Annotated in this window: 22 protein-coding genes; 12 read left to right on the forward strand and 10 right to left on the reverse strand. The window is 72.9% G+C overall.

What is annotated here, in order from left to right; genetic code table 11:
• Positions 1-16: 16 nt before the first annotated feature.
• Entirely contained in the window at positions 17-394 is a 378-nt protein-coding gene (locus tag AB0H83_RS11870) for a nuclear transport factor 2 family protein (protein WP_360090928.1), read from the reverse strand.
• Complete coding sequence (gene htpG / locus AB0H83_RS11875; RefSeq protein WP_360090931.1) at positions 391-2,244, reverse strand: molecular chaperone HtpG; 1,854 nt, start codon at positions 2,242-2,244, stop codon at positions 391-393. Before htpG ends, AB0H83_RS11870 begins: the two co-directional genes overlap by 4 nt.
• 65 nt (positions 2,245-2,309) lie before the next feature.
• Here htpG and AB0H83_RS11880 point away from each other — a divergent pair, with 65 nt between their 5' ends.
• The 3 genes from AB0H83_RS11880 to AB0H83_RS11890 are packed head-to-tail and all read left to right on the forward strand — an operon-like array spanning position 2,310 to position 4,163.
• Positions 2,310-2,651, forward strand: coding sequence for a YciI family protein (locus AB0H83_RS11880; RefSeq protein WP_360090934.1), 342 nt, complete (start codon positions 2,310-2,312; stop codon positions 2,649-2,651).
• The gene (locus tag AB0H83_RS11885; RefSeq protein ID WP_360090937.1) at positions 2,648-3,829 is read left to right on the forward strand and encodes an RNA polymerase sigma factor; all 1,182 of its coding nucleotides are present in this window, start codon (positions 2,648-2,650) and stop codon (positions 3,827-3,829) included. Before AB0H83_RS11880 ends, AB0H83_RS11885 begins: the two co-directional genes overlap by 4 nt.
• A gap of 22 nt (positions 3,830-3,851) precedes the next feature.
• A complete protein-coding gene (locus AB0H83_RS11890; RefSeq protein ID WP_360090940.1) occupies positions 3,852-4,163 on the forward strand; it encodes a DUF5808 domain-containing protein in 312 nt (103 codons plus the stop codon).
• On the opposite strand, the gene AB0H83_RS11895 is transcribed toward AB0H83_RS11890, so the two are convergent.
• Entirely contained in the window at positions 4,116-5,102 is a 987-nt protein-coding gene (locus AB0H83_RS11895) for a YafY family protein (RefSeq protein WP_360090943.1), read from the reverse strand. The genes AB0H83_RS11890 and AB0H83_RS11895 overlap by 48 nt on opposite strands.
• A gap of 53 nt (positions 5,103-5,155) precedes the next feature.
• On the opposite strand from AB0H83_RS11895, the gene AB0H83_RS11900 reads away from it, so the two are divergent.
• From AB0H83_RS11900 to AB0H83_RS11915, 4 genes are all read left to right on the forward strand, one after another.
• On the forward strand, positions 5,156-5,830 hold the full coding sequence (locus AB0H83_RS11900) for an alpha/beta fold hydrolase (protein WP_360090946.1): 675 nt from the start codon (positions 5,156-5,158) through the stop codon (positions 5,828-5,830).
• 70 nt (positions 5,831-5,900) lie between these two features.
• A complete protein-coding gene (locus AB0H83_RS11905) occupies positions 5,901-6,845 on the forward strand; it encodes a helix-turn-helix domain-containing protein (RefSeq protein ID WP_360090949.1) in 945 nt (314 codons plus the stop codon).
• 161 nt (positions 6,846-7,006) lie between these two features.
• Entirely contained in the window at positions 7,007-7,825 is an 819-nt protein-coding gene (locus AB0H83_RS11910) for a hypothetical protein (protein WP_360090952.1), read from the forward strand.
• Between the two features lie 35 nt (positions 7,826-7,860).
• Positions 7,861-10,752, forward strand: coding sequence for a tetratricopeptide repeat protein (locus tag AB0H83_RS11915; RefSeq protein ID WP_360090955.1), 2,892 nt, complete (start codon positions 7,861-7,863; stop codon positions 10,750-10,752).
• Positions 10,753-11,333: 581 nt separating this feature from the next.
• Here AB0H83_RS11915 and AB0H83_RS11920 read toward each other — a convergent pair.
• Positions 11,334-11,798, reverse strand: a complete 465-nt coding sequence (locus AB0H83_RS11920) for a PPOX class F420-dependent oxidoreductase (protein ID WP_360090958.1) — start codon at positions 11,796-11,798, stop codon at positions 11,334-11,336.
• Positions 11,799-11,857: 59 nt separating this feature from the next.
• Between AB0H83_RS11920 and AB0H83_RS11925 the strand changes: the two genes are divergently transcribed.
• Positions 11,858-12,898: a suppressor of fused domain protein gene (locus tag AB0H83_RS11925; RefSeq protein WP_360090961.1), complete on the forward strand. Its 1,041-nt coding sequence runs from the start codon at positions 11,858-11,860 to the stop codon at positions 12,896-12,898.
• Positions 12,899-12,918: 20 nt separating this feature from the next.
• Here AB0H83_RS11925 and AB0H83_RS11930 read toward each other — a convergent pair whose 3' ends face one another.
• From AB0H83_RS11930 to AB0H83_RS11945, 4 genes are all read right to left on the reverse strand, one after another.
• A complete protein-coding gene (locus AB0H83_RS11930) occupies positions 12,919-13,530 on the reverse strand; it encodes an FMN-binding negative transcriptional regulator (RefSeq protein WP_360090964.1) in 612 nt (203 codons plus the stop codon).
• 266 nt (positions 13,531-13,796) lie between these two features.
• The gene (locus tag AB0H83_RS11935) at positions 13,797-15,869 is read right to left on the reverse strand and encodes a fibronectin type III domain-containing protein (protein WP_360090967.1); all 2,073 of its coding nucleotides are present in this window, start codon (positions 15,867-15,869) and stop codon (positions 13,797-13,799) included.
• 200 nt (positions 15,870-16,069) lie between these two features.
• Entirely contained in the window at positions 16,070-16,621 is a 552-nt protein-coding gene (locus AB0H83_RS11940; protein ID WP_360090970.1) for a GTP-binding protein, read from the reverse strand.
• A 48-nt stretch (positions 16,622-16,669) separates the two neighbouring features.
• A complete protein-coding gene (locus AB0H83_RS11945) occupies positions 16,670-17,443 on the reverse strand; it encodes an RICIN domain-containing protein (RefSeq protein WP_360090973.1) in 774 nt (257 codons plus the stop codon).
• Positions 17,444-17,843: 400 nt separating this feature from the next.
• Between AB0H83_RS11945 and AB0H83_RS11950 the strand changes: the two genes are divergently transcribed.
• Positions 17,844-19,712: an adenylyl cyclase gene (locus AB0H83_RS11950; RefSeq protein WP_360090976.1), complete on the forward strand. Its 1,869-nt coding sequence runs from the start codon at positions 17,844-17,846 to the stop codon at positions 19,710-19,712.
• 151 nt (positions 19,713-19,863) lie between these two features.
• Here AB0H83_RS11950 and AB0H83_RS11955 read toward each other — a convergent pair whose 3' ends face one another.
• Positions 19,864-22,122, reverse strand: a complete 2,259-nt coding sequence (locus tag AB0H83_RS11955) for a helix-turn-helix domain-containing protein (protein ID WP_360090979.1) — start codon at positions 22,120-22,122, stop codon at positions 19,864-19,866.
• A 165-nt stretch (positions 22,123-22,287) separates the two neighbouring features.
• On the opposite strand from AB0H83_RS11955, the gene AB0H83_RS11960 reads away from it, so the two are divergent.
• The 3 genes from AB0H83_RS11960 to AB0H83_RS11970 all read left to right on the forward strand — a co-directional run bounded on the left by AB0H83_RS11960 (position 22,288) and on the right by AB0H83_RS11970 (position 23,527).
• Complete coding sequence (locus AB0H83_RS11960; protein WP_360090982.1) at positions 22,288-22,740, forward strand: carboxymuconolactone decarboxylase family protein; 453 nt, start codon at positions 22,288-22,290, stop codon at positions 22,738-22,740.
• Positions 22,741-22,762: 22 nt separating this feature from the next.
• Positions 22,763-23,182 (forward strand): DUF1801 domain-containing protein, encoded by a 420-nt coding sequence (locus AB0H83_RS11965; protein WP_360090985.1) that lies wholly within the window; start codon positions 22,763-22,765, stop codon positions 23,180-23,182.
• A gap of 192 nt (positions 23,183-23,374) precedes the next feature.
• Complete coding sequence (locus AB0H83_RS11970) at positions 23,375-23,527, forward strand: hypothetical protein (RefSeq protein ID WP_360090988.1); 153 nt, start codon at positions 23,375-23,377, stop codon at positions 23,525-23,527.
• A 190-nt stretch (positions 23,528-23,717) separates the two neighbouring features.
• Here AB0H83_RS11970 and AB0H83_RS11975 read toward each other — a convergent pair whose 3' ends face one another.
• The gene (locus AB0H83_RS11975; protein ID WP_360090991.1) at positions 23,718-24,602 is read right to left on the reverse strand and encodes a hypothetical protein; all 885 of its coding nucleotides are present in this window, start codon (positions 24,600-24,602) and stop codon (positions 23,718-23,720) included.
• Between the last annotated feature and the right edge of the window lie 67 nt (positions 24,603-24,669).

Here is a 24,669-nt window from a genome sequence, read left to right on the forward strand (position 1 = left end):
CACGAATGCCGATGCGTCAGATCATGCTGGCGTGCCCGGCGACCAGCCGCCACCCCGACGCGTCGTCGAACACCCAGGTGCGCGTGTACCGCATCCGCGCGTCGAAGGCCGAGCCGTTGAACGAGCCGGCGAGCCGGCCGACGAACCACGTGACGCCGGTCCGCCCGTCGACGAGGCAGCGCAGATCCTCCTCCTGCACCGCGGTCATCGTCTGGGCGCGGAAGCGGTGCAGGCGCAGGTCGTCGTCCTTGCCGTACAGCTGCCCGTCCGGACCGGTGAAGACCAGGCGCTCGTCGATCAGCTCGTCGAGCACCGCCACGTCGCCGGCCAGCTGGGCGGCCTGCAGGCGCCGCTCGGCGACCTGCAGGCTCTCCAGCGTCGCGGTGCTGGTCACAGTGTGCGGGCCAGGCGGTCGGCGACCAGGCGGGTGAAGCGCGCCGGGTCGGTGAGTTCCCCGCCCTCGGCGAGCAGCGCCACCCCGTACAGCAGCTCCGCCGTCTCGACCAGCCCGGCCTCATCCGCGGTGCCGGCGGCGTGCGCCGACCGCAGCCCCGTGACCAGGGGGTGCGCCGGGTTCAGCTCCAGGATCCGCTTGGTGTGCGGCATCTCCTGGCCCATCGCGCGGTACATCTTCTCCAGCGTCGGGGTGATGTCGTGCGCGTCGCCGACGATGCACGCCGCCGACGTGGTCAGGCGCGAGGAGAGCCGGACCTCCTTGACGTCGTCCTGGAGCTTCTCGCCGAGCCAGGTCAGCAGCGGGGCGAACTCCTCCCGCTGCTCCGGCGGCGTCTCGGAGGCACCGAGGTCGACCTGTCCCTTGGCGATCGACTGCAGCGGCTTGCCGTCGAACTCGGTGATCCGCTCGACCCACACCTCGTCGACGGGATCGGTGAGGATCAGCACCTCGTACCCCTTGGCGAGGAACGCCTCCATGTGCGGCGAGTGCTCGACCATGGCGCGCGACTCGCCGGTCATGAAGTAGATGTCCTTCTGGTCCTCCTTCATCCGCGACACGTAGTCGCGCAGCGTCGTCAGCTCGCTCGACGCGGTGGACGGCAGCAGGAGCAGGTCGAGCAGCGTGTCGCGGTTGTCGGTGTCGTCGAGCAGGCCCTCCTTGAGCGCCCGGCCGAACTCGTCCCAGAAGCTGCGGTACTTCTCGGCGTCCTTCTCCCGCAGCTCGGACAGCGTCGACAGGACCTTCTTCACCAGCCGGCGGCGCACCACCTGGATCTGCCGGTCCTGCTGCAGGATCTCGCGGGAGATGTTGAGCGACAGGTCGTGCGCGTCGACCACGCCTTTGACGAACCGCAGGTACTGCGGGGTCAGCGCCTCGCAGTCGTCCATGATGAACACGCGCTTCACGTAAAGCTGCACGCCGCGCTTGCCGTCGCGCATGAAGAGGTCGAAGGGCGCCCGCGACGGGATGAACAGCAGGGCCTCGTATTCGAAGGTGCCCTCGGCCTTCATGTGGATCGTCTCGAGCGGATCGGTCCAGTCGTGCGAGACGTGCTTGTAGAACTCGTGGTACTCCTCGTCGCTGACCTCGCTGCGGGGCCGGGCCCAGAGCGCTTTCATCGAGTTCAGCGGCCCTTCCGATCCCTTGAGGCGGATGGGCCAGGCGATGAAGTCGGAGTAGCGCTTGACGATCTCGCGGATCTTCCACTCCGCGGTGTAGTCGTGCAGCTGGTCCTCGGTGTCCTCGGGCTTGAGGTGCAGGGTGACCGAGGTGCCCTGGGGCGCGTCGTCGACGGCCTCGATCTCGTACGTGCCCTCGCCGGTGGACTCCCAGCGGGTGCCCCCGGTCTCGCCGGCCCGCCGGGTCACCAGCGTGACCTTGTCGGCGACCATGAACGTCGAGTAGAACCCGACGCCGAACTGCCCGATCAGCTCCTGTTTCGCGGCGGCGTCCTTCGACTCGCGCATCTTGCGCAGCAGCTCGGCGGTGCCCGACTTCGCGATCGTGCCGATCAGCTGGACGACCTCGTCACGGGACATCCCGATCCCGTTGTCCCGGACCGTCAGGGTCCGGTCCTCGGCCGACACCGCCAGTGAGATGTGCAGATCCTCGGTGTCGGCCACCAGCTCCTTGTCGATCATCGACTCGAGCCGGAGCTTGTCCAGAGCATCGGATGCATTGGAGATCAGTTCCCGCAGGAAGATGTCCTTGTTCGAGTAGATCGAGTGGACCATCAATTGCAGGAGCTGCCGCGTCTCGGCCTGAAACTCCAGCGTTTCGCTGCTCACGTGAAACCCCTTCCGTGAAGATGCCGCAGAAAAGAATACGTGGGTGCTGCGGTACAAAGGTGACCATGCGGCGGTACCTGCTCAGCGTCATCGAACCCAGTGTGGGCGACCCTCCGTCGCCGCAGGAGCTGGCGGACATCGCCGCGGACGTGGCCGAGTTCGACCGGGAGCTGCGCGAGGCCGGCGTGTGGGTGTTCTCGGGCGGGCTGTTCCCGCCGGCCACCGCCACCGTGCTCCGGCCGAAGGACGGCGGCGCGCTGCTGAGCGACGGGCCGTTCGTCGAGGGCAAGGAACACCTGGGCGGCTTCTGTGTCATCGACGTCGAGGACCTCGACGAGGCCCTGGAGTGGGCGGGCAAGGCGATGCGCGCCACCCGGCTGCCGATCGAGGTGCGGCCGTTCCGGTGAGCGATCCGGTCGAGGAGGCGTTCCGGGAGCAGTACGGCCGCGCGGTCGCCGTCCTGGTGAGACTCCTCGGCGACATCGACCTCGCAGAGGAGGCGGTGCAGGAGGCGTTCGCCGCGGCGGTCGAGCATTGGGCGCGCAACGGCCCGCCGAGCCCGGCCGGCTGGATCATCACCACCGCCCGCAACCGGGCCGTCGACCGGCTGCGCCGCGAGGCGAAGCGCGAGGACCGGCACCGCGAGGCGGCCCTGCTCTTCCCCGGCGAGGCGCGGGAGGAGCCGCCCGACCGGCTCCGGCTGATCTTCACCTGCTGCCACCCGGCGCTGTCCACCGCCGCCCAGGTGCCGCTCACCCTGCGGCTGCTCGGCGGGCTCAGCACCACGGAGATCGCGCACGCGCTGCTCGTGCCGGAGGCGACCGTCGCCCAGCGCATCGTCCGGGCGAAGCAGAAGATCCGCGACGCCGGGATCCCGTACCGTGTGCCGTCCGGAAGCCAGCTGCCGGACCGGTTGCAGGCCGTCCTGGCCGTCATCTACCTGATCTTCAACGAGGGGTACGCGGCCAGCTCCGGTCCGCGACTGATCCGTGACGACCTGTGCACGGAGGCGATCCGGCTGGGCCGGCTGCTGCACGAGCTGCTGCCCGGCGAGCCCGAGGCGACCGGGCTGCTCGCGTTGATGCTGCTCACCGAGGCGCGGCGGGCCGCGCGGACGGGATCCGGCGGCGAGCAGGTCCTGCTGCGCGACCAGGACCGCAGCCGGTGGGACGGCGGCCTCATCGCTGAAGGCCACCGGCTCGTCAGGCAGTGCCTGGACCACGGCCACCCCGGCCCCTACCAGCTGCAGGCAGCGATCAACGCGGTGCACACCGACGGCCCGAGCACCGACTGGCCGCAGGTGCTGCGACTGTACGACCAGCTCCTGCACCTCTCGCCGACGCCCGTCGTGGCACTCAACCGGGCGGTCGCCGTCGCCGAAGTGGCCGGTCCGGCCGCGGCGCTGGACCTGGTCGAGGCCCTGGATCTGCCCCGCTACCACGTGTTTCACGTCGTGCGCGGCGACCTGCTGCGGCGGCTGGGGCGCGAGCCGGAGGCGCGGGAGGCGTTCCGCCGGGCGGCCGATCTCGCCGGAAACGACGTGCAGCGGTCATACCTTCAGGCACGAAGCTCTTCCGAACGGTGACGAGCGGTGGCACGCTCGAATGGTGAACCACGCAGCCTTGGCCGAGCTCCTCGCGATCGCCTTCATGGTCGCCGTCCTCGCCCTCGCGATCGTCGCGGTCCCCGCACCCAGGCGCCGTGACGGCGGCGACGCCCGCGGCATGAGCGCCGATCCACGCGCGTGGCGCGGCAACTTCTACGTCAACCCGGACGACCCCGCGCTCTTCGTCCCGAAGCGCCAGGGCGCCGGCTGGACCCTCAACCTCGCCCACAAATGGACCTGGCGCCTGGTCTGGCTGACGATCGGTTCACTCGTCGCGACCATCGTCCTGCACACCACCCTCGTGCACGACTGAGCCGCGCCCGGCCGCCCGTTCGAGGCGGCGGGCCAGGGCGAGCAGCTCCGCGCGCAGCGCGTCGGGGCGGTGGACGGTGAAGTCGCAGCCGAGGCCGGCGAGCAGCCCGGCCACGCCGTCGAGGCGTTCGGCGCGGCAGGTGAGCAGGACGCCGTCCGGCCGGTCGGTGAGGGTGCCGACGACGGACGGGATGCGGCGGGCGGCCTCGGTGAGCCCGGTGTGCAGCAGCACCTCGACGTCGTGCTGGTAAGGCACCGCCGCGAGCCCGGCGATCACGTGGGCGGCCGGGTCGAAGTCCTCCGGCGGCTCGAAGCCGACATCGAGGGCCCTGATCGAACGGATCCGGTCCAGCCGCAGTGTGCGCGGCTCGCCGCTGCGGTGGTCGTGGCCGGCCGTGTACCACCGTCCGTTGTGGACGACTACGCCGTAGGGGTCGAAGTCGCGCTCGGTGTCGTCGCCGCGCCACGAGCGGTAGGTGACGCGGACGCGCCGGTGCGCGCGGGTCGCCGCGCCGAGCGTGAGGAGGTGGCCGGCGGGCGGCGGCGCCGCATCGCGGGCGGGCGCGACGAAGCTGAGCGTCTCGCGGACCGCCTGGACCCGTTCGCGCAGCTGGGTTGGCAGGACCCGCTCGATCTTGGCGAGCGCGAGCGGGGTCGTCACACCCTGGCGGGCGGCCACGAGCAGGCCGAACACCACCGCGACCGCCTCGTCGTCGGTGAGCATCAGCGGCGGCAGCTTGTAGCCGGGCAGCAGCCGGTAGCCGCCGTGCCGGCCGCGCGTCGCCTGGACCGGCACCCCCAGGTCGGCAAGGGTGTCCGCGTAGCGGCGCACGGTGCGGCCGTCGACGCCGAGGCGCCGGGCCAGCTCAGGGCCGGTCAGGCCGGGCTGCGCCTGCAGCAGCTCCAGCATCGCGAGGACTTTTTCGGTGGACTGCGCCACCCGTTCTGTATATCAGGGCGGAACCGGCCCGCATTCGGTTCTACGGTCGTGGCATGACGAACTTCATCCTGGTACCGGGCATGTGGCTCGGCGGTTGGGCGTGGGACGCGGTCGCGGCGCGGCTGCGGGCGGCCGGGCACGACGTGACCGCGCTCACCCTCGACCTGAGCGCGGGGGCGACCCTCGACACCCACATCGAGCAGGTGACATCCGCCGTTGCCGATGCAGGTGATGTGGTACTGGTGGGGCACAGCTACGGCGGGCTGCCCGTGCGTGGCGCGGCGGACCGCGTGCCGCAACGCGTCGCCCGGGTGATCTATGTGGACAGTGGGCCGCTGCCCGACGGCGTGTCGCAGGCCGACGTGAGCCCGCCGGGCACGGTGGAGGGCGAGCTCATCCCGCCGCCGTCGTTCGACCCGGCCGACGATCCGGTGCAGTTCGCCGGCCTCGACGGCATGACCGCGTGGATCCGTGCGCGGGCCGTGCCGCACCCCATGGCCAGCGCCGAGTCGCCGCTCAAGCTGCACAGCGCGGACCAGCCGCCCACGGATCTGGTGTGCACGACGTTCGCGGCACAGGTCGTACACGGGATGATCGACGAAGGCCATCCGTTCTTCAGCGGGCTGGACCGGCGCGACTACCGGGTCCACGAGCTGCCGACCGGCCACTGGGCGATGTTCAGCCGGCCCGACGACCTCGCGGCGATGCTGCACGAGCTGGTGTCGTAGATCCGGCCACGTTCCCACGGGTTCCGGCCAGCGCGGTGGCAGGATCGGGCACCGGCGGTAGGTTCTGGCCATGCTGACGGTGGCGGTGCTGGCGCTGGAGGGAGTGATCCCGTTCGACCTGGCCACGCCGCTGGAGGTGTACGGCCGGACGCTGCTGCCGTCGGGCCGGCCCGGCTACCGGGTCGTGGTGTGCTCGCCGGCACGGTCGGTGTCGGCGGGCGCCTTCCAGGTATCTGATCTATCCGATTTATCCGTCATGCGATCGGCGGCGACGGTGATCGTGCCCGGCTGCGCCGACATCACCGTCCCGGTGCCGGACGACGTGGTGGACGCGCTGCGCGCCGCCGCCGGGGTGGGGATCCGGATCGCCTCGATCTGCTCGGGGGCGTTCGTCCTCGCCGCCACCGGCCTGCTCGACGGGCTGCGGGCGACCACGCACTGGGCGGCCGCCGCCCAGCTCGCCGCGGCGTACCCGGCCGTCACGGTCGACCCCGGCGTCCTGTACGTCGACAACGGCCAGATCCTCACGTCGGCCGGCGCGGCCGCCGGGCTTGACCTGTGCCTGCACCTGATCCGCCGCGACTACGGCTCCGCGGTCGCGGCCGGCGCCGCCCGGCTGTCGGTGATGCCGCTGGAGCGGGAGGGCGGGCAGGCGCAGTTCATCGTCCATGACCAGCCGCCGACCCCGCAGGGCGCCGAGCTGGAGCCGTTGCTGCGCTGGATGCAGGACAACCTCGGCCGGGAGCTGACCCTGGAGCGGCTCGCCGCGCAGGCCGGCATGAGCGTGCGCACGCTCAACCGCCGGTTCCGCGACCAGACCGGCACGACCCCGCTGCAGTGGCTGCACCGGGCCCGGATCCGGCGCGCGCAGCACCTGCTGGAGGCGACCACCGAGCCCGTGGAGCGCATCGCCGGTCACGTCGGGTTCGGCTCGCCGACCGCATTCCGGGACAGGTTCAAACGCATCATCGGTACTGGTCCGCACGCATATCGGCGGGCGTTCCGGGGTGTGTGAGCCGATTTTTTGTCGGTGGGTGGGTGCAGACTGCAGGCATGGGTCCGGGGAGTCGTGGTCGTAGCCACAAACGTAGACATCGTCAGCAGTCCGTCCACCGCCGCACGCCGCACCGGCGGGCTCTTTCGACCGCGGCCGGTCCACCGGGCCTGTTCGCCGCGGTGGTCGGTGAGGTCGACCCCCTGCTTCGGCGCATCCTCGGCGGCCCGGCGGCGCTCGTCCCCGACGACGACCCGACCGACGCCGAGTTCGCCGGCGCGGCGTTCGTGTCGATGGCCGCGCTCACCATCGGCGATCCGATGGCCCGGGTCACGCCCGGCGGCACCCTCGAGGCGGTCCTGCTGTCCGACGTGATCCCCAGCTTCGAGCGGGCGAGCACGCCGATGGCGCCCGCGGTCGTGCTCGGCCTGGGCAGCGTGGCGGGCGGCCGGGTCGCCGCCGCGGCCGCCGCCGCCGTCGAGCGCATGGTCGCCGCGGGTGCCCACCGCCCGGTGTGGTCGCCGGAGCTGGCCGGCCCGCTGCGCGCGGGCAATTGCCACCGCCTGGTCGCCGCCGACGGCACGCCCGTCGGGCTCGGCTTCTCCGTCGCCCGCGCCGGCTGGACCCGCTCCGTCGAGTGCTACCTGGACCGCACCGACGGCAGGCTCGTCCGCACCTATCTGACGTTCCTCGTCGGCGTCGGCTCGCCCGCCCACGAGCAGCAGCTCGGTGTCCGACGTCACCTGCACGAGGCGATCCGCGCCGTCCGCGAGGACGTGCCGGCGACCGGCTTCCGCGCCCTGGTGGAGGACGCGCTGGAGCGCAGCGACGCGCACGACCGGCACCGGCCGACGCCGCTGATCGACCCGTTCGTCTTCGCCGGCGACCATCTCGCCTCGCCGATCGACGACGCGCCGGCGAGCCCGCTGACCCGCACCGTGACGCCGCTGCTGCGGGCGTGGATGCGCAGCCTGCCGCGCGAGGTCCGCAGGTTGCAATGACCGGCGACACTGGCATTCGCGCCGACGAGCGGCAGGTGAGGATCGCAGCAGTGGACGACATGCAGGCCAGCACGGCGACGGTGCGCACCATGCCGGAGCTTGCGAGCCTCCTGCGCGACCTGCGCCGCCGGCAGTCCCGCCGCACCGGCCGCCCGCCGCTGACCTACCGGCAGCTCGCCGCCCGCACGGGCTGGTCGCACGGGATCATCGGCGAGTATCTCGCCGGCCGGGTCCTGCCGCCGACCGACCGCTTCGACGACCTCGTCCGGCTGCTCGGCGCCACCCCCGCCGAGCAGGCCGCGCTCGCCTCGGCCCGCGACCGGGTCGAGGAGCAGCGCGCCGCCGAGCACACCGAGCAGCGCCCCCGCGACCGGTCCGGGGCCGAGCACACCGAGCAGCGGCTCCGCGACCGGTCCGGGGTCGCGCCGCGGCAGCTGCCCGCCGACCTGACGACGTTCGCCGGCCGGACCTGGCAGCTCGCCCTGCTCGACCGGCTCACCGCCGAGCGGCGCCCGATCGTGCTGTCCGGCACCCCCGGCGTCGGCAAGACCGCCCTCGCCGTGCACTGGGCGCACCAGGCCGCGGGGCTGTTCCCCGACGGTCAGCTGTTCCTCGACCTGCGCGGGTTCGGGCCCAGCAGCCGCGACCCGGTCGCCCCGGCCGACGCGCTCGGCGTGGCGCTCGGCCTGCTCGGCGTCCCGCCCGCCCAGGTCCCGGCCGAGCCGAAGTCGCGCGCCGGCATGTACCGCAGCCTCCTGCGCGACAAGCAGATGCTGATCGTGCTCGACAACGCCGCCACCGCCGAGCAGGTCCGCCCGCTGCTGCCCGGCAGCGGCGCCAGCCTCGTCCTGGTCACCAGCCGCGTCCACCTGCCCGCGCTCGTCACCGTCGACGGCGCCCGCCCCGTGACCCTCGACCTGCTCGACGCCGCCGACGCCCGCACGCTGCTCGCCGGCCGTATCGGCACCGCACGCACCGACCGTGAGCCCGAGGCGGTCGACAGCATCGTCGCCGCCTGCGCCCGGCTGCCGCTCGCCCTGTCCGTCGTCGCCGCCCGCGCCGCTCTGCACCCGGACTTCAGCCTGGCGGCGATCGCGGCCGAGCTGTCCAGCGCCCACGGCCGCCTCGACGCGCTGCGCTCCGACGACCCGAAGGCCGACGTCGAGACGGTGTTCTCCTGGTCGTATCAGCGGCTTACGCCGCCGGCGCAGCGCCTCTTCCGGCTCGGCGGCCTGCATCCGAGCCCCGAGTTGGGTGTGCCGGCCGCCGCCGCCCTGGCCGGGCTGCCCGTCGCCGAGGTCCGTCCGCTGCTGGCGGAGCTGGTCCGGGCGCAGCTCGTCATCGAGCCCCGGCCCGGCCGCTTCGGCATGCACGATCTGCTGGGCGCCTACGCGTCGGGCCTCGCCGACCGTGCGGAGCCGGTCGCCGAGCGCGCCGCCGCCCGGCGCCGCATCGTCGAGCACTACACACGGGCCGCCACGAGCGCCGCGATGACCCTCAACCCGTCCCGCCATCCGGCTGGCGTGCAGGGCTTCGACCTCCCCGCGCGGCCGTCAACCGTCGCCGAGCAGGGCGGGTCTGACCCGGCCGCCGCCGAGCAGCGCGGGCCTGTTCCGGCCGCCGGGCAGCGCGGGTCTGCTTCGTCGGCGGCGAGGCGATCACCCGTTGAGCTGGTCGGGCATTCGCCGGCCGCCGCACGGGGCGAATCCGTGCCGGGTGCCGTGGCCGGCTCCTCTTCCAGCCAGCCCTCGCCCGACCTGTTTCCCGCGCGGCATCCGGGCGACCCCTCTTCCGCACAAGACTCCCGCGATCCCTGTCCGACACCGCTTGGCTCTCACGAGCCGCCGTCCCCGGCTGCCGTCCAACCGGATCCAGCCGCCACCGGCCCCGACGGCGCACCCGTCGGCGACAGCAGCCCGGACGCAGCCGACGAACTGCCCGCCGATGAGGCGGCGGCCGCCGAGTGGTTCGGGACACAGCGGCGGGCGCTCATCGGCGCGATGCAGCTGGCGGTCGTCTGCGGGCTGGACCGGGAGGCGTGGCGGCTGGCCTGGGCGATGGCCGACCACCTCGACCGGGGCGGGCACTGGGGTGACTGGATCGCGACGCAGCGGGCCGCGGTCGGTGCGGCCGAGCGGCTCGGTGACACGGCGGCGCTGGCGTTGGCGCACCGCAGCCTGTCGAGTGGATACATCCGCAGCGGCCGGCACGCCGAGGCGCGGCGGCATCTGCAGGTGGCGTTCGACCTGTTCGTCGAGCTGGCCGACCACGCGGGGGCGGCCAGGTGTCAGCGCGCGCTCGCGTGGCTGCTGGAGACCCAGGACAGGTTCGCCGAGGCGGTTGCGCACGACGAGCGTGCGCTGGACCTGTTCCGGCTGGCCGACGATCCGGTCGGTCAGGCGCGGGCGCTCAACTCGGCCGGCTGGCACCATGCCCGGCTCGGGCACCACGAGGTGGCGCTCGCCCGCTGCGAGGAGGCACTGGCGCTGCAGCAGCGGCTCGGCGACGCGGCTGGGGTCGCGGCGACGCTCCACAGCCTCGGCTACGTCCACCACAGGTTGGGCGAGCACGACCGGGCGATCGCGCGGTACCAGGACGCGCTGCTGCGATACGCGGAGCAGGGCGACCGCTTCAACGAGGCCGACACCTCGGTCCGGCTCGGTGACGCGTGGGCCGGCGCCGGACGCTGGGACAAGGCCCGGCAGGCGTGGCTGCGTGCGGTGGAGACGCTCGAGCGGCTCGCGCACCCGAAGGCGGCCGAGGTCAGGACCCGGCTCGACGACCTCGACCTCGCCGGCGCAGAGCGCAAGCGGACGCCACCGGCCATGCGGGCACCGGTGCCCGCCACCACCCTGCCAGAGCTGCCACCGCCGAAGGCCCGTCGCCCGCCGGCGACGTTACGGACGTCGGAACCCGCCACCACCTGACGGCGCCGGGCGACGTTCACCGCGAACGCGCCGCACGCAGCGATCAACCCCCGGGCGAGCCCGACCCAGACCAGAGCACCCGCGGCGCATCGGGCCGATCGGCACCCCGCGCCGCGGCAATCCTGGACAGCGTTGGACGGCAGCCCCGCGGAGCGACCCGACGGCAGCGCCCGGAGCGGCCCCGCAACAGCCCGCCGGACAGACCGCCAACAGCCCGCCGACCACCCCGACGCCAGCGCGTCGAACAGACCGCCAACGCGTCGAACAGACCGCCAACAGCCCGCCGACCACCCCGACGCCAGCGCGTCGAACAGACCGCCAACGCGTCGAACAGACCGCCAACAGCCCGCCGAACGACCCGACGCCAGCGCGCGGAGCAGACCGTCAAGAGCACGCCGACCACTCCGACACCAGCGCGTCGAACAGACCGCCAGCAGCGCGCCGAACACCCCCGACGCCAGCGCGCGGAGCAGCCAACCGCACACCGAGCAGGCCGCCAACGACGCGCGGATCGGCCCGGCAACAGCAACGCCGCGGGCAGATCGCCGCAGGCATGGCACACTGTCGGGCTCTGCCCCGCTTCAGTCGGCGAGGCGCGCCGGGAAGCCGCCGGTGGCGACCGGCCCCCACGACTCGATGGTGATGCGCAGCAGCGACTTGCCCTGCTGGCGCATCGCTTCGCGGTACTCGTCCCAGTCCGGGTGTTCGCCCGAGATGCAGCGGTAGTACTCGACCAGCGGCTCCAGCGCCTCCGGCAGGTCCAGCACCTCGGCGACCCCGTCGACCTGGACCCACGGGCCGTTCCACTCGTCGGAGAGCACGACGACCGAGACGCGGCTGTCGCGGCGGGCGTTGCGGGCCTTGGCGCGCTCCGGATACGTCGAGATCACGATCCGCCCCTCGGCGTCGACGCCGCTGGCGACCGGGGAGGCCTGCGGGCGGCCGTCGGCCCGGGTGGTGATCACCAGCGCCCGGTGCCGGGTGGAGAGGAACTCGATGAGTTCGGAGCGGCTCACGTCTGTGTTCGTCGCGATGGTACGGCCCATGCCTCAACCCTAGTCGCAGCAAGGGTTGAAGGATTTCCGAACTGTGGTTAGGTCGATTCGTGACCTCCGACGCACCCGGCTGGGACGCCATCGACGCCGCGCTCGACCGCCTCTACCCGGGCGTCGAGCCGAAGCACTACGCCACGCTGGTCAAATGGTCGCTGGGCGGCCCTGACCCGCTGGACGGCATCAGCTTCTACGCCCGCGAGTCGCCGGTCCCGCACTGGCACATCGTCAGTTATGGCATGAGCGAGCTGTACTCGGCGCCGAACCCCGACGCGGAGTGGTCCGGCTGGGGTTACGAGTTCACGTTCAGGGTGCGCCGGGCACCGGGCGAGGCCGAGCCGCCGGTCTGGGCCGCCAATCTCCTGCAGAACCTGGCCCGCTACAACTTCGGCAGCGGCAACGGTTTCGCGCCGTACCAGCAGATGGACCTCAATGGGCCGATCGCCCTGGAGCACCGGACGCTGATCCGCGCCGTCGCGTTCGTCGAGGACCCGGAGCTCGGGGTCATCGACACCCCCTTCGGCAAGGTCCGCTTCCTGCAGATCTTCGGTCTGACCCTCGACGAGTACGCGGCCACCCAGACCTGGAGCGTCGAGGCGGTGCTCGGCCTCGCCGCGGGACACGCCCCGCTGTTCGTCACCGACCTGGGCCGCGGCTCGTTCACCGACATCCCCGCGTTCGCCGAAAAGGTCGCCGCCGGCCGTCGCCGCGACGGCTCGTCGACCAGCAACCTCGCCGTGGCGGAGTTCGCCTGGATGCCCGACGACGACGGGTACCGCCTGGTCATCGGCGCCCACGCGGTCGAGCGCATCGCCGCGGTCCTGCGTGGCCGCCTGCGCTTCGGGCGCACCCTCATCGTCGACGGCCCCGACAGCAGCGTCGAGTTCTCATCCGGCAGTTTCGCCCTCGGCACCGGCAACGACCCGTCCCTGCTGAAGATCGTCCTGACGGAAGAGGCGCTGGACCACCTGACCGGCGTCCTGGTCCCGCTGGCGGGCGTGTCGCCCGTGCCAGAGGCCCCCGGCCTGATCGTCGACGTCCGCCCCACCCTCATCCGCGACAGCGACGGCAACGTGGTCGAACGCATCGGCTGACCCTCCGCGATCCGGGAACATCAAAGTCCCATCGCCTCCGCGACCCGGCGGCCCGCGTCACCGCCGGTCGCGAGCAGGTCGGCGCGGACCCCCGCGACGTCCTCCTCGCTGCGGTTCTGGCTCAGCTTCCACTTCGCCTCGATCCTGGTGACCACGATCTCGACGCCGACGATGGCGCGGAGCTGGCCCTCGATGAACGGGCGGGGCGCGTCGTCCACCGACCACGGCGCGGCACGGTCGCCCTCGTGACGGTCGGTGAGGCGGCGGACCAGGGCCTCCTTCCACGCGGGGTCGTCGTGGGCGACGAGGGTGCCGTAGACGTGGGCGGTGATGTAGTTCCAGGTCGGCACGACCCGGCCGTGTTCGCGTTTCGTCGCGTACGCCGAGGGCGAGACGTACGCGTCAGGGCCGCGCACGATCGTCAGCGCCTCGCGGCCGGCGTGCTGCCACTGGGTGTTGTTGCGGGCGACGTGGCCGACGAGGGTGCCCGCGGCCGGGTCGAACAGCAGCGGCAGCGTGGTCGCGACCATCCCCTGCCCGTCCCAGGTGACCAGGTCGCACGCCGCCGCCCGGGACAGCAGCTCGTGGACGGCGGCGTCGGAGGGGGCGGCGAAGTGCTTCGGCACGTACATGAGCGACAAGCGTAACGAGGCATCGGGCTTCCCCGCGGCAGCCGTCGCGGCGCCCGGGTCGCCGGTCTCCAGGGCGCGCCGCCCGCGGTCGAGCAGCCCCCGCGCCACGACCGCCGCCGGCCGCCGCCCTTCACCGGCCGCCCGTCGACGGCCAGCGCCCCCAGCGTCGTGACGCGCATACCGCAGATCATGCCGGGCCCGGACAGGCGGACGCCCCGGGGGAGGGCCCCGGGGCGTCCGTTGCTAGCTGTGGCTCGGGTCGGCCGTCAGGAGACGTGCGTCCACCAGGACCAGGTGCCCGAGTTCGGCGCGGACTGCACCCGGTGCCAGACCTGGCCGTCACCACCGACGACGAAGACCTCCATGACGCCGTCGGCGCGGGTGAACGCGGTCGGCTCGCTGAAGATCAGACCGCTGAGGCTGGTCCAGCCGGACCACTGGCTCGGGTCCGACGGGTCGGTCTGCACCTGCAGGTACAGGTTGCTGTCCGTGCCGCGGGTGAATACTGCGACGGTGCCGTCAGCGTTCTGCGCGACCTCGATGGCGGAGGCGTACAGCTCGGTGCCGAGCCGGGTCCACCAGGCGAACGTGCCGTCGTTGTTCTGCAGCCGGTACCAGATCGAGTGGTCGCCGCCGATGGCGAAGACCGTGATCCGGCCGTTGGCGTTGAGCACGGCGGTCGGGTCGCTGAAGATGAGGCCGCTCAGGTTGGTCCACGCGCTCCAGGTGCCGTTGGCGGCCTGGGTGCTGGTGTAAAGGTTGTTGTCGCCGCCACGGGCGAAGATCTGCGCCAGGCCGTCGCTGTTGGTGATGATCGGCCCGCGCATCGCGCCGGCGGTGCCGGGAGCGGCGGCCGCGGTCGTGAGGGTGGTGCTGGCGGCGGTGCTGTAGACCGTCGGGCTGGCGTAGGCGACGACCGTGACGTCGTACGCGGTGCCGGGGGTCAGACCGGTGATCGCGCAGGTGGTGGCCGGGGCGACCGCCGTGCAGCTCAGCGAGCCGGCGCTGGCCGCACCAGCGTTGGCGTTGGCGTTGGCGCCGGCACCCGCGGCGGCGGCCGGGGTCGCCGTGGCGGTGTAGTAGACGACGGCGGCACCGTTGATCGGGGCGGCGGGCGTCCAGGAGATGGTGGCCGACGTCGCGGTGATGTCGTCCTGCGCCGGCGGCGTGACGGTCGGCGCGCCCGGCTTCGGCACGACGGCCGGCGTCACGGTGGTGGGCGCCGAGGCGGTCTCGGCGGACTGCGTGCCGCTGTTGTTGATCGACGCCACCGTGGTGATGTAGGCGACGCCGTTGGTCAGGCCGGTGATCGTGCAGGTCAGCCCGGTGGTGACGCAGGTCTTGGTGACGGCGCCGGCGGTGGCGCTCGCCCGGTACCTGGCGATGGTGCCCGACGCGGGTGCAGACCAGGTCAGCGTGGCCTCGGTGTCGCCACCGGCCGCCACGACGCTGGTCGGCGGGTTCGCGGTGCCGAGGAGGTTGATCTCGGGAGACTCCGCGGCGGCCGAGGTGAGGCCGCTCTTGGTCGCGGTGACCTTGAACTTGTACAGGGAACCGGCGACCACGGTGCCGGTGCACGTCGTCGCGGTCGAGCTGGCGTCGGCGACGGCGCAGATGGTGGTCGGGTCAGCCACGTCGTTCTTGAACGCGGCGACCGTGTAGGCGGTGACACCCTCGGTGGCGGAGGGGGTCCAGGACACGGTCGGCACGCCGGCACCGGTGGTGCTGGCCACGACGTTGGTGGGGGCCGCGGGGGCCACACCCGGCGTCGCGGTGCCGCTGGGGCTGCTGGCCGCGGACACCGCCGAGTTCGGGCCGTTCGCGACCACCGTGAAGGTGTACGACGTGCCGTCGGTCAGGCCTTCCACCGTGCACTTGTACACCGAACCGCTGGTGCTGGTGCAGGTCTTGTCAGTGGCGTTCGCGCCCAGCATCGCGGTCGCGGTGAAGTTGTTGACGGTGGCGCCGGTGTTGTTGCCGGGGACCCAGGTGACCTCGACCTTGCCGCTCTCGCCGGTCGGGGTGGCGGTCACGGTGCCGGGCGCCGTCAGCGCGGCGGGCGTGCCGGGGCTGCTGGCGGGGCTCGGCACCGCCGCGAGGTCGGCGGAGCCGGCGAGGTTGCGAGCCTTGGTGGTCACCGTGTACAGAGTGCCGGCGACCAGGTCCGGAATGTAGCAGGTCGCCGCCCCGCCGGCCGCGCTGACGGTGCAGCTCGAGTCCGGGTCCGATCCGGCGTCGGGGCCGTCCGCATAGGCGATGAAGCTGCCGACGTCCTCCGCTGGGCCCACCGGCGCGGTGTTGGTGAACACCACCTTCAGCGACAACGGCGTGGGCGTCACCGCCACGCTGTACCCGGTGAGATCTGCGGCCGACGCCGGCTGGGCGACCAACAGGGAGCCCGCCGTCATGGTCAAAACAGCCGCCGAGCCGAGCAGGCCGCGTCTGGGCCCTGCCCGGCGGTCGCGCGGTTTGCTCACGTGAATCATTGCGTCCAACCCCCCGTTGCGAGGCGCCAGCACCGGTGCCGACGCGCCATCACCTAGCAATGTATGGCGGTGCTGTACTTTTCGGAGCAAATTGGGTAATAAGGCATTTCGACAGGTGGCGAGCACGCTCGCCGTGCTAGTGACGATCCGGCTCGGGGCGGCCGGATCCGGCCTCGGGCACCCACCGGGCGCGCTCCTGGCCGTCCGCATCCCTTGTGGGGCAAGGAAAACAGTGCACGGGCTCGCGCACCACGGTGCCGGCCCGCCGCAGCGCGGTCATGAGGACCAGCGATGTGAGGCTGCGGAAGTGGTGCCCGGTGCTGGTGGGCGTGGCTCTGCCGGGGCCAGTAGCCGGTGCCGGCCGGGAGCTCGATGCAGATCGTGGTGGTGTCGCGGAACACGACGTCGAGGCCGTACTCCTCAGCGATGAAGTCGGGGTGGCCCGGGACGTCGATGAGGTTGACGGTGACGTCGACGGTGAACGACACGACCGCCGACTTGATGGTGATGCCGCGCCGGCGCTCCAGCGCGAGCGTGCCGGTCTGGGGTTGCCGTCGTCGACGGAGCCGGGCTCGTCGACGACGCCGGCGGCGGGCAGTGAACAAGACCCTTGCAGCGAAGCAGCGGCCGGACGGGCCGCAACCGCAGCAGGGTTACGGCAACCGCCAGCGCTGGCTCGCACCGCCCGTGCAGGCGGCGAGGTACGCCTCGCCGCCCCGGCCGGTCAGGCACTGCCGCAACGAGCGGGCGACCAGCGCGCCCCGGGCGGCGTCCCACCGCTGGGCCGCGACGCCGGTGCAGCGGGCCAGGACCAGGCGGTACGCGGCCGGCTGCAGGCAGCGGCCGGCGGTGCGCAGGGTGCCGTCGGCCGGGGCGGTCCAGGCCTGGCCGGCGGCACCGGTGCAGCGGCGCAGCTGGACCCCGGTGGCGCGGGCCTCGAGGCACAGGCCGGCCGGGCCGACCACCGCACCGGCGGTGATCCCGGCAGCGGTCCCAGCGGGGGCCGCGACCACGGGTGCGGCTGGCGCGGCGGGCGCCAGCCCGGCCACTGCCGGCGCCGGGACGGCGGCGGTCTGCAGCCGGCCGGCCTGCGCGGCGGTGACGGGCCCGCCGTCCGGGGCCGACGTGGCGGCGCCGTCGCCGGCCTCGAGCGCGAGGCCGGTCGAGGCCAGGGTCAGCACCAGCACCGTCCACGCCAGCGCGGGGTAGTGCCGCGGCCTGCGGTGCGGACGCGGCACCACCCCGGCGGACACCGCCGCGGCGTTCGGGGTCGCCGTGGCGGTCGGTGCGGTCGTCCCGGAGTGCCGCGGGAAATACGGGGGCGGCACGGGCCGGGTCGCCGCAGGCGTGCGGACGGGGTGCGCGGCGGGCGGTATCTGGTGGTGCGCGATGACTCTCACGTACGGGCGGACCAGGGCCGGAGGCATGGATCGACGGTAGCGGCCATCAGTGCCGACCTATGCGGTCCGGACCGGGTGAAACCCGGATATCACCCTGCGCCTCACCCGTTTGTTGGAGCGCTTTCACGGCGGCATCCGGTACCGGGATCGCGCGATCACGCCGGAAGCGTTGCCGCACGACGCGGATGGATCGCACCGAACGTCCGCATTTCCACTGGCCGGTCGCCTGCCCCGGAGAAAATCGGGGGCGTCCGGACGTAGCGCACGGCTGATTTACACGGTAGAAACAACATCCTGGAGAGAGCGCTCTCACGCCAGCGCCGACGCATACCCGCGAATCTCCTACACCCCTCATATCCCGTGTACCTCACACCCGCCCGCATGATCGAGAGGACGCACCCGTATGACGATCCAGTCCGAGCATTCCGTGAGGCGGTGGTACAGCCGTCGCAACGCCGGCAGAGCATTCGTGCTCGGCCTGGTGGCGACGACCGCCACCGCGACGATGGGGACGGCGGCCGGCGCGACCCCGTCGCACGGCGGGTCGCAGGACCTGGGCCCCAACGTCACCGTGTTCGACCCGAGCACGCCGGTCAGCGAGATCCAGGCCAAGCTCGACGCGACCTACGCCAAGCAGGTCGACAACGAGATGGGCACCGCCCGGTACGCCTACTACTTCAAGCCCGGCACGTACGGCACGGCCGAGCAGCCGCTGCAGTTCAAGGTCGGCTACTACACCGAGATCACCGGCCTGGGCGCCAACCCGGGCGACGTCGTCATCAACGGCAAGGTCGAGGTGTACAACCGCTGCCTCGAGAACGGCGGCACCAGCAACTGCCTCGCGCTGGTCAACTTCTGGCGCACGCTGTCCAACCTGTCGATCAACGTCAACGGCAAGGACCAGGACGGCTGCCGCGCCTCGGCCAACTTCTGGGCCGTGTCGCAGGCCGTCTCGCTGCGCCGGCTCAACGTCACCGGCGGCAACCTGTCGCTGATGGACTACTGCACCGCCGGCCCGCAGTACGCCAGCGGCGGCTTCATCGCCGACTCGAAGGCCGGCACGATCGTCAACGGCTCGCAGCAGCAGTGGCTGACCCGCAACAGCGAGGTCGACTCCTGGTCCAACGGCGTGTGGAACCAGGTCTTCTCGGGCGTCGTCGGCGCCCCGGACGACTCGGCGTTCCCGGACCCGCCGTACACGACGCTGGCGAAGACCCCGGTCAGCCGGGAGAAGCCGTACCTCTTCGTGGACGCCAAGGGCAAGTACCAGGTCCGCGTGCCGTCCGCGCAGAAGAACACCAGCGGCGTCTCGTGGGCGAACGGCCAGACCGCCGGCCGTACCATCCCGCTGTCGGACTTCTACGTCGCCAAGCCGGGCGACTCGATCGCGAAGATCAACCTGGCCCTGCTGGCCGGCAAGCACCTGCTGCTGACCCCGGGCGTGTACGACGTCGCCCGCAGCATCGAGGTCCGCTGGCCCAACCAGGTGGTCCTCGGCATCGGCCACGCCACCCTGACCGCGGTCAACGGCTCCACCCCGCTGGACGTCGCGGACGTCCCCGGCATCATCGTCGCCGGCGTCACGATCGACGCGGGCCTCAAGGAGTCGAAGGTCCTGCTGCGCGTCGGCAAGGAGCACGGCTGGGGCATCAGCGACCCGAAGAACCCGACCACGCTGTCGGACGTGTACTTCCGCGTCGGCGGCCCGCACATCGGCAAGACCGACGTCGCGCTGGAGGTCAACAGCGACAACGTGCTCATCGACCACACCTGGGTGTGGCGCGGTGACCACGGCGTCGAGGGCTTCACCGGCGGCGTCAACGGCGACAACCAGCGCTGGGTCACCAACACCGGCCGCTACGGCGCCGTCATCAACGGCGACAACGTGACCGCGACCGGCCTCTTCGTCGAGCACTTCCAGAAGTACAACACCGTCTGGAACGGCGAGCGGGGCACCACGATCCTGTACCAGAACGAGCTGCCGTACGACCCGCCCACGCAGGCGGACTGGATGAACGGCTCGGTCGAGGGCTACGCCGGGTACAAGGTCAACAACAAGGTGAAGACGCACAACCTGTACGGCGCGGGCGTGTACGTCTTCAACCAGAACAACCCGGCGATCCACACCGAGAACGGCTTCGAGGTCCCGAACACGCCGGGCGTCAAGCTGCACCACATCATGACGGTCAACCTGAGCGCCGGCATCATCGACCACGTCGTCAACGGCGTGGGCAACCCGGCCGACACCACCATGATCGGCGTGCCGATCTACCTCGCGGACTACCCCGCCGCGTAACACCTAGGCACCACACCGGTGGGCCCGTCGCGATCATCGCGGCGGGCCCACCGCCGTTCCGGCGTGAACCGGGTGGCCGGCCCGGCCCGCCCGGGTCGCGCGCGCAGACCGCGACCTCCGCGCGCCGCGGTCGTGGCAGGTCCGCGGCGAATCAGGGTGCCGGCGGCAGCCGGTCGCGGGCCTCGCGGGCCAGGCGTTCGTCGTGCGGGCGGTCGAGCCGGCGCGCCAGGTCGATGATCCGGTCCAGCTGGGCCAGGGCCTCGGCAGGGCGGTTCGCGGCGCGGCAGGTCTCGGCGAACGCGTGCCGGCAGTCGAGCTCCAGCTGCACCTCGGCGAGCGGCTCCAGCAGGGCGAGGGCCTGCCGGTGGTGCTCCAGGGCCTGCTCGGGTGAGCCGGTGAGCCGCAGCGCGATGCCGATGGCGTTGTGGCACCACGCCTGGTTGTGCTGCAGGTTGTGCTCCTGCGCCAGCCGCAGCGCCTCGTGCAGCGTGCGCAGCGCCTCGGCCGGGTCGTCGGGGGCCAGCGCGAGCCCGAGCGTGACCAGCCCGGTGACCTGGGCCGGCCCGCCGGCCAGCGCGACGGACGCGCGGGCGAGCTCGGCGGCCTCGGCGCGGCGGCCGAGGTGCAGCGTCACCCAGCCGTCGAAGGCCAGGGCCTGGGACTGCCCCGCGGGGCGGCCGAGCTTCTCGAACAGGTCGCGGGCCCGGCGCAGCTGCGCCTGCGCCGCGGGCAGGTCGCCAAGGTCGCGGCGGACCAGCCCGATCCGCAGCGCCAGGGCGGCGGCGAGGTCATCGTCAGGGTCGCTGCCGGGGGCGCCGTGCTCGGCGGCCTCGTAGGCGGCGAGCGCCCCGGTGAGGCGGCCGGCGGCGGCGTGGGCGAAGCCGAGGTCCGCGAGCAGCGCCGCCCGCTCCCGGGCCCGGCCGAGCCGGTGGGCGGCGGCCGCGGCGGCCTCCAGCATGCGGACCTGGTCGTCGGTGCCGCGGTGGCGGAAGAACCAGACCCGCATGGCCTGCGGCAGCTCGGCGACGACCTCGTCGGCACCGAGGCGTACCGCGGCGTCGAAGCAGGCGACCAGGTTGACGTACTCGAGGTCGAACCAGGCCATCGCCCGCGCCGGGTCCCCGGCCGCGGGCTGCGGGCGGTGCGGCGACGGCAGCGTCCGGTCGTGGGCGACCGCCTGCTCCAGGTAGTGCTGCAGGACCCGGCGCAGCGCGGCACCGGCCTGCGGTTCCTCATCGGCGGCGAGGTCGGCGGCGTACTGGCGGATCAGGTCGTGCATCCGGAACCGCCCGGGCGACGGCTCCTGCAGCAGGTGGGCGTCGACCAGCTCGTCCAGCACCGGTGCGAGCCGGTCGCCGGGCACGCCGGCGAGCGCCCCGGCCACCCCGGCGTCGAAGTCGGCGCCCGGCAGTACCCCCAGCAGCCGGAACATGCGCCGCTGGCCGGCGTCGAGCTGGTGCAGCGACATGCCGAACACGGCGTCGAAGCGGCCGGCGGTGTCGCGCAACCGCTCCGCGAGGACGGCGACCGTCCAGCCCGGCCGGTGCCGGAGGCGGGCGCCGGCCATCCGCAGCGCCAGGGGCAGCCCGCCGCACTGCCGCAGCACCTGGCCGACCGCGTCCTCGGTGGTGTCCGCGAGGCCGGCGGCCCGGCCGAACAGGCGCGCCGCGTCGCCGTCGGCGAGCGGTGCGAGCGACACCGGCGGCACCCCGTCGAGGCTGACCAGGCGGTGCCGGCTGGTGATCAGGACCGCGGACCGGCCGGCGCCGGGCAGCAGCGGGCGCACCTGCTCGGCGTCGACCGCGTTGTCGAGCACCACGAGCGCCCGCCGCCGGGACAGCTCGGAGCGCCACAGCGCGGCGCGTTCGGCGGCGCCGGCCGGCGGGTGCGTGATGTCCAGCGCGCCGAGCAGCCGGCCGAGCGCGGCCTGCGGCTCGAGCGGCTCCTGGCCGGGTGTGAAGCCCTGCAGGTCCAGGTACAACCCGCCGTCCGGGTACGCGGGGGCGAGCCGGTGCGCGACGTGCACGGCGAGGCTGGTCTTGCCCACGCCGCCCATGCCGTCGACCGCGACCGCGCCTGCGGTGCGCAGCAGCTCCTCCACCAGCGCCGACTCCGCCTCGCGGGCGGTGAAGTCGAACAGGTCGGCCGGCAGGTCGTTGCGGCGCGGGGCGGGCGCGGCGCCGGTTTTCGACACCTCGGCCCACACCGCGCGCAGCGGCCGGGGGTCGCGGCCGACGACCTTGCACAGCGCGACGACCGCCTCCCACGGCGGCACCAGCCGGCCGGTCAGGTACCGCGACAGCGACGAGCTGCTCAGGCCCGCCCGTGCGGCGAGCGCCCGCAGGCTGAGTCCGCTCAGATCCTTGATCCGGGCGAGCTGCGCCACCAGTTGTTCGTGCGGGCTCGACACGTGCAACACCGTACCCGTCCCGCCCCGCAGCACCGGATCGGCGCGGTGCCCTGGCTGCTCACGGGTGTTGCCGGTGTCCCACGGTGTCCCACGGCGGGCGCGGTACGGGGTGCCGCGGTGCTGTGATGACTCCTGTCAGCGAGCCCCACCTCCAAGGAGCAGGCGATGTCGACCGAACGGATGCCGAACCCGGCGATGCTCGTCCCCGGGGCGATGGACGCCCTGACGGCGCTCAACCGGGCCGTCGCCGGCGCCGGCGTGGACGGCCGGCTGCTGGCGCTGAGCCACCTGCGGGCCGGCCAGATCAACGGCTGCGGCCCGGGCGTGGCCGGTGCCGCGCACCGGGCCCGCCGGCACGGCGCGACGCCGCAGCAGGTGGACACCGTCGCCGCGTGGCGGGAGACGCCGTGGTTCAGCGACGAGGAGCGGGCCGTGCTCGCCCTGACCGAGGCCGTGACCCGGCTCGCCGACCGTCCCGACCCCGTCCCGGACCAGGTCTGGGACCTGGCCGCCAAGCACTTCGACCAGAAGGAGCTGGCCGTGCTGCTGCTCGGCATCGCGGTCACCAACATGTTCGACCGGCTCAACGTACCGACCCGCCAGCCGGCCGGGTCCTGACCACTCCGAAAGGACCGTTGTCATGGCAACCACCAAGCACGAGGCCTTCACCGAGGAAGAGCGCGGCGCGATGAAGGAGCGCGCCAAGGAGCTGAAGTCGAAGGGCCGCCGCGACACCGAGCCGGAGGTCCTCGCGAAGATCGCCGAGATGGCCGGCACCGAACGCGTGATCGCCGAACGCCTCCACGCCGTCATCAAGGCCAACGCCCCCATGCTGACCCCGAAGCTCTGGTACGGCATGCCCGCCTACGCCCGCGACGGCAAGGTGCTGTGCTTCTTCCAGAGCGCCGCGAAGTTCAAGACGCGGTACGCGACCCTCGGCTTCAGCGACGAGGCGAACCTCGACGACGGCACGATGTGGGCGACGTCCTTCGCGCTGAAAGAGCTGACCCCGGCCGAAGAGACCCGGCTCGCGGCGCTGGTCAGGCAGGCGGTGAGCTGACCCCGTCCGGCCGGGCGGCGGGGGATCCTTCTCCCGCCGCCGCGCCGGGCACTTCGACCGCCGCAGGGCGCCGGGCACTTCGACCGCCGGACGGCGGCGGGCACTTCGACCGCCGGACAGCGGCGATCCGGAGCCGGGCCGGGGCGCACGCAGCGCGCCACACCGGCCCGTCTGCGTCGTAGCATCGGCTCCGTGGACCACGACAGCGCCGCCCGGGCCGCGCTCGCCGACGAGCGGGAGCGCCTCGCCGACCTCCGCGAACGCGTCGCCGACCAACGCGACAGGGCCGCCGACCAGCGCGAGATCGACGCCGAGCTGGACCGCTGGGACGAGTCGAACCACTGACCCTCGCCGCCGCACCGCCGCCACGTGCAACCCGCGGCGTGATCACCATCGACGACCGCAGCGGCCTCGCTGGCGTTGCCTGCGATTGCTACACCATCGTCCGCAACGAGTTCGCCCAGCTCAGAAGCGTCTGAGCTGGGCGAGCAACGCCGGCGGTGAGGCCCCGGCGGCCGGCGCCGGGGCCTCGACTTCAGGGCAGGGGCCGTACGAGAGGGACACCCGGGGTCGGTGGTTGCTTCATGGCCGGCGCGGCCGACGACGTCGTGCCGGCCGCGGCCGGTGGCAGCGGGTACGGGTAACGATCGAGCGTCCCCGCGACGTCGAGCACGAGGTGGACGTTCCAGGCCGCGTTGTACACGTTGAACCGCTTGTCGCCGTTGAGCAGCACGATCGACGCGTTGGAGCGGACCTCGTGCGGCGTCAGGTTCAGCGTGCTGGCCGTCGGCCGCTGCCGCCCGGCCGGCCACACCGTCAGGTACGTCGCGTTCGACGGGTCGACCCCGGTGACGTTGGCGACCAGCGCCACCGTGCCGGCCGTCGCAACCTGCCCCGGCGCGGTGATGGTCGTGGTGCTGCCGCCGGTGAGCACGCCCGGCGCGCCGAGACCCTCACGGGTGTCGGTGATCCGCGTCGGGTTCAGCGGGTGGAACCGCAGACCGCCGCCGAGCGTCGCGTCGTCGTAGAAGCCGACGACGTCGACCACGATGTGCGTGGCCCCGCCCGACGCGTTGAGGATCGCGATCGATGGGATGCCCGCGCACTGCGGCACGACCGTGCACGGAGCGGCCGGGACGATCGCGAAGTTCGGCACGACCGTGCGCGGCTTGAAGTTGAGCGTGGACGAATCCGGCAGGCCGTGCTCCCCGCTCCACGCGGTGAGGTATCCGCCCTGCTGCGGGTCGACCGCCGTGATGTTCACCGCGAGCGCTTTGACGTGCGGGTTGGCCGCCGCGCCGTAGTCCGCGAGCACCGTGGCGTAGTAGAACCCCGGCAGCGCCCCGCCGCCTTCGCGGGTGTCGAGCAGCCGCCGGAGCCGGGCGGGACGCCGCCTCGATACGGGCCGTCCGGGGGGCATCGATGTTCCTTGCCCCCGCTGGAGCGGATCACTATCTTCACTGGCGGGCCGGGCCGTCGCCCGGCGT

The sequence above is a fragment of the Dactylosporangium sp. NPDC050688 genome (assembly GCF_040654515.1).
Lineage (GTDB): Bacteria > Actinomycetota > Actinomycetes > Mycobacteriales > Micromonosporaceae > Dactylosporangium.

Bases quoted from the DNA above. Each gene is read 5' to 3' on its own strand.
- AB0H83_RS11880 (WP_360090934.1), top strand. From the start codon at position 2,310: ATGCGGCGGTACCTGCTCAGCGTCATCGAACCCAGTGTGGGCGACCCT.
- AB0H83_RS11900 (WP_360090946.1), top strand. From the start codon at position 5,156: ATGACGAACTTCATCCTGGTACCGGGCATGTGGCTCGGCGGTTGGGCG.
- AB0H83_RS11905 (WP_360090949.1), top strand. From the start codon at position 5,901: ATGCTGACGGTGGCGGTGCTGGCGCTGGAGGGAGTGATCCCGTTCGAC.
- AB0H83_RS11920 (WP_360090958.1), bottom strand. From the start codon at position 11,798: ATGGGCCGTACCATCGCGACGAACACAGACGTGAGCCGCTCCGAACTC.
- AB0H83_RS11930 (WP_360090964.1), bottom strand. From the start codon at position 13,530: ATGTACGTGCCGAAGCACTTCGCCGCCCCCTCCGACGCCGCCGTCCAC.
- AB0H83_RS11945 (WP_360090973.1), bottom strand. From the start codon at position 17,443: ATGCCTCCGGCCCTGGTCCGCCCGTACGTGAGAGTCATCGCGCACCAC.
- AB0H83_RS11960 (WP_360090982.1), top strand. From the start codon at position 22,288: ATGTCGACCGAACGGATGCCGAACCCGGCGATGCTCGTCCCCGGGGCG.
- AB0H83_RS11965 (WP_360090985.1), top strand. From the start codon at position 22,763: ATGGCAACCACCAAGCACGAGGCCTTCACCGAGGAAGAGCGCGGCGCG.
- AB0H83_RS11975 (WP_360090991.1), bottom strand. From the start codon at position 24,602: ATGCCCCCCGGACGGCCCGTATCGAGGCGGCGTCCCGCCCGGCTCCGG.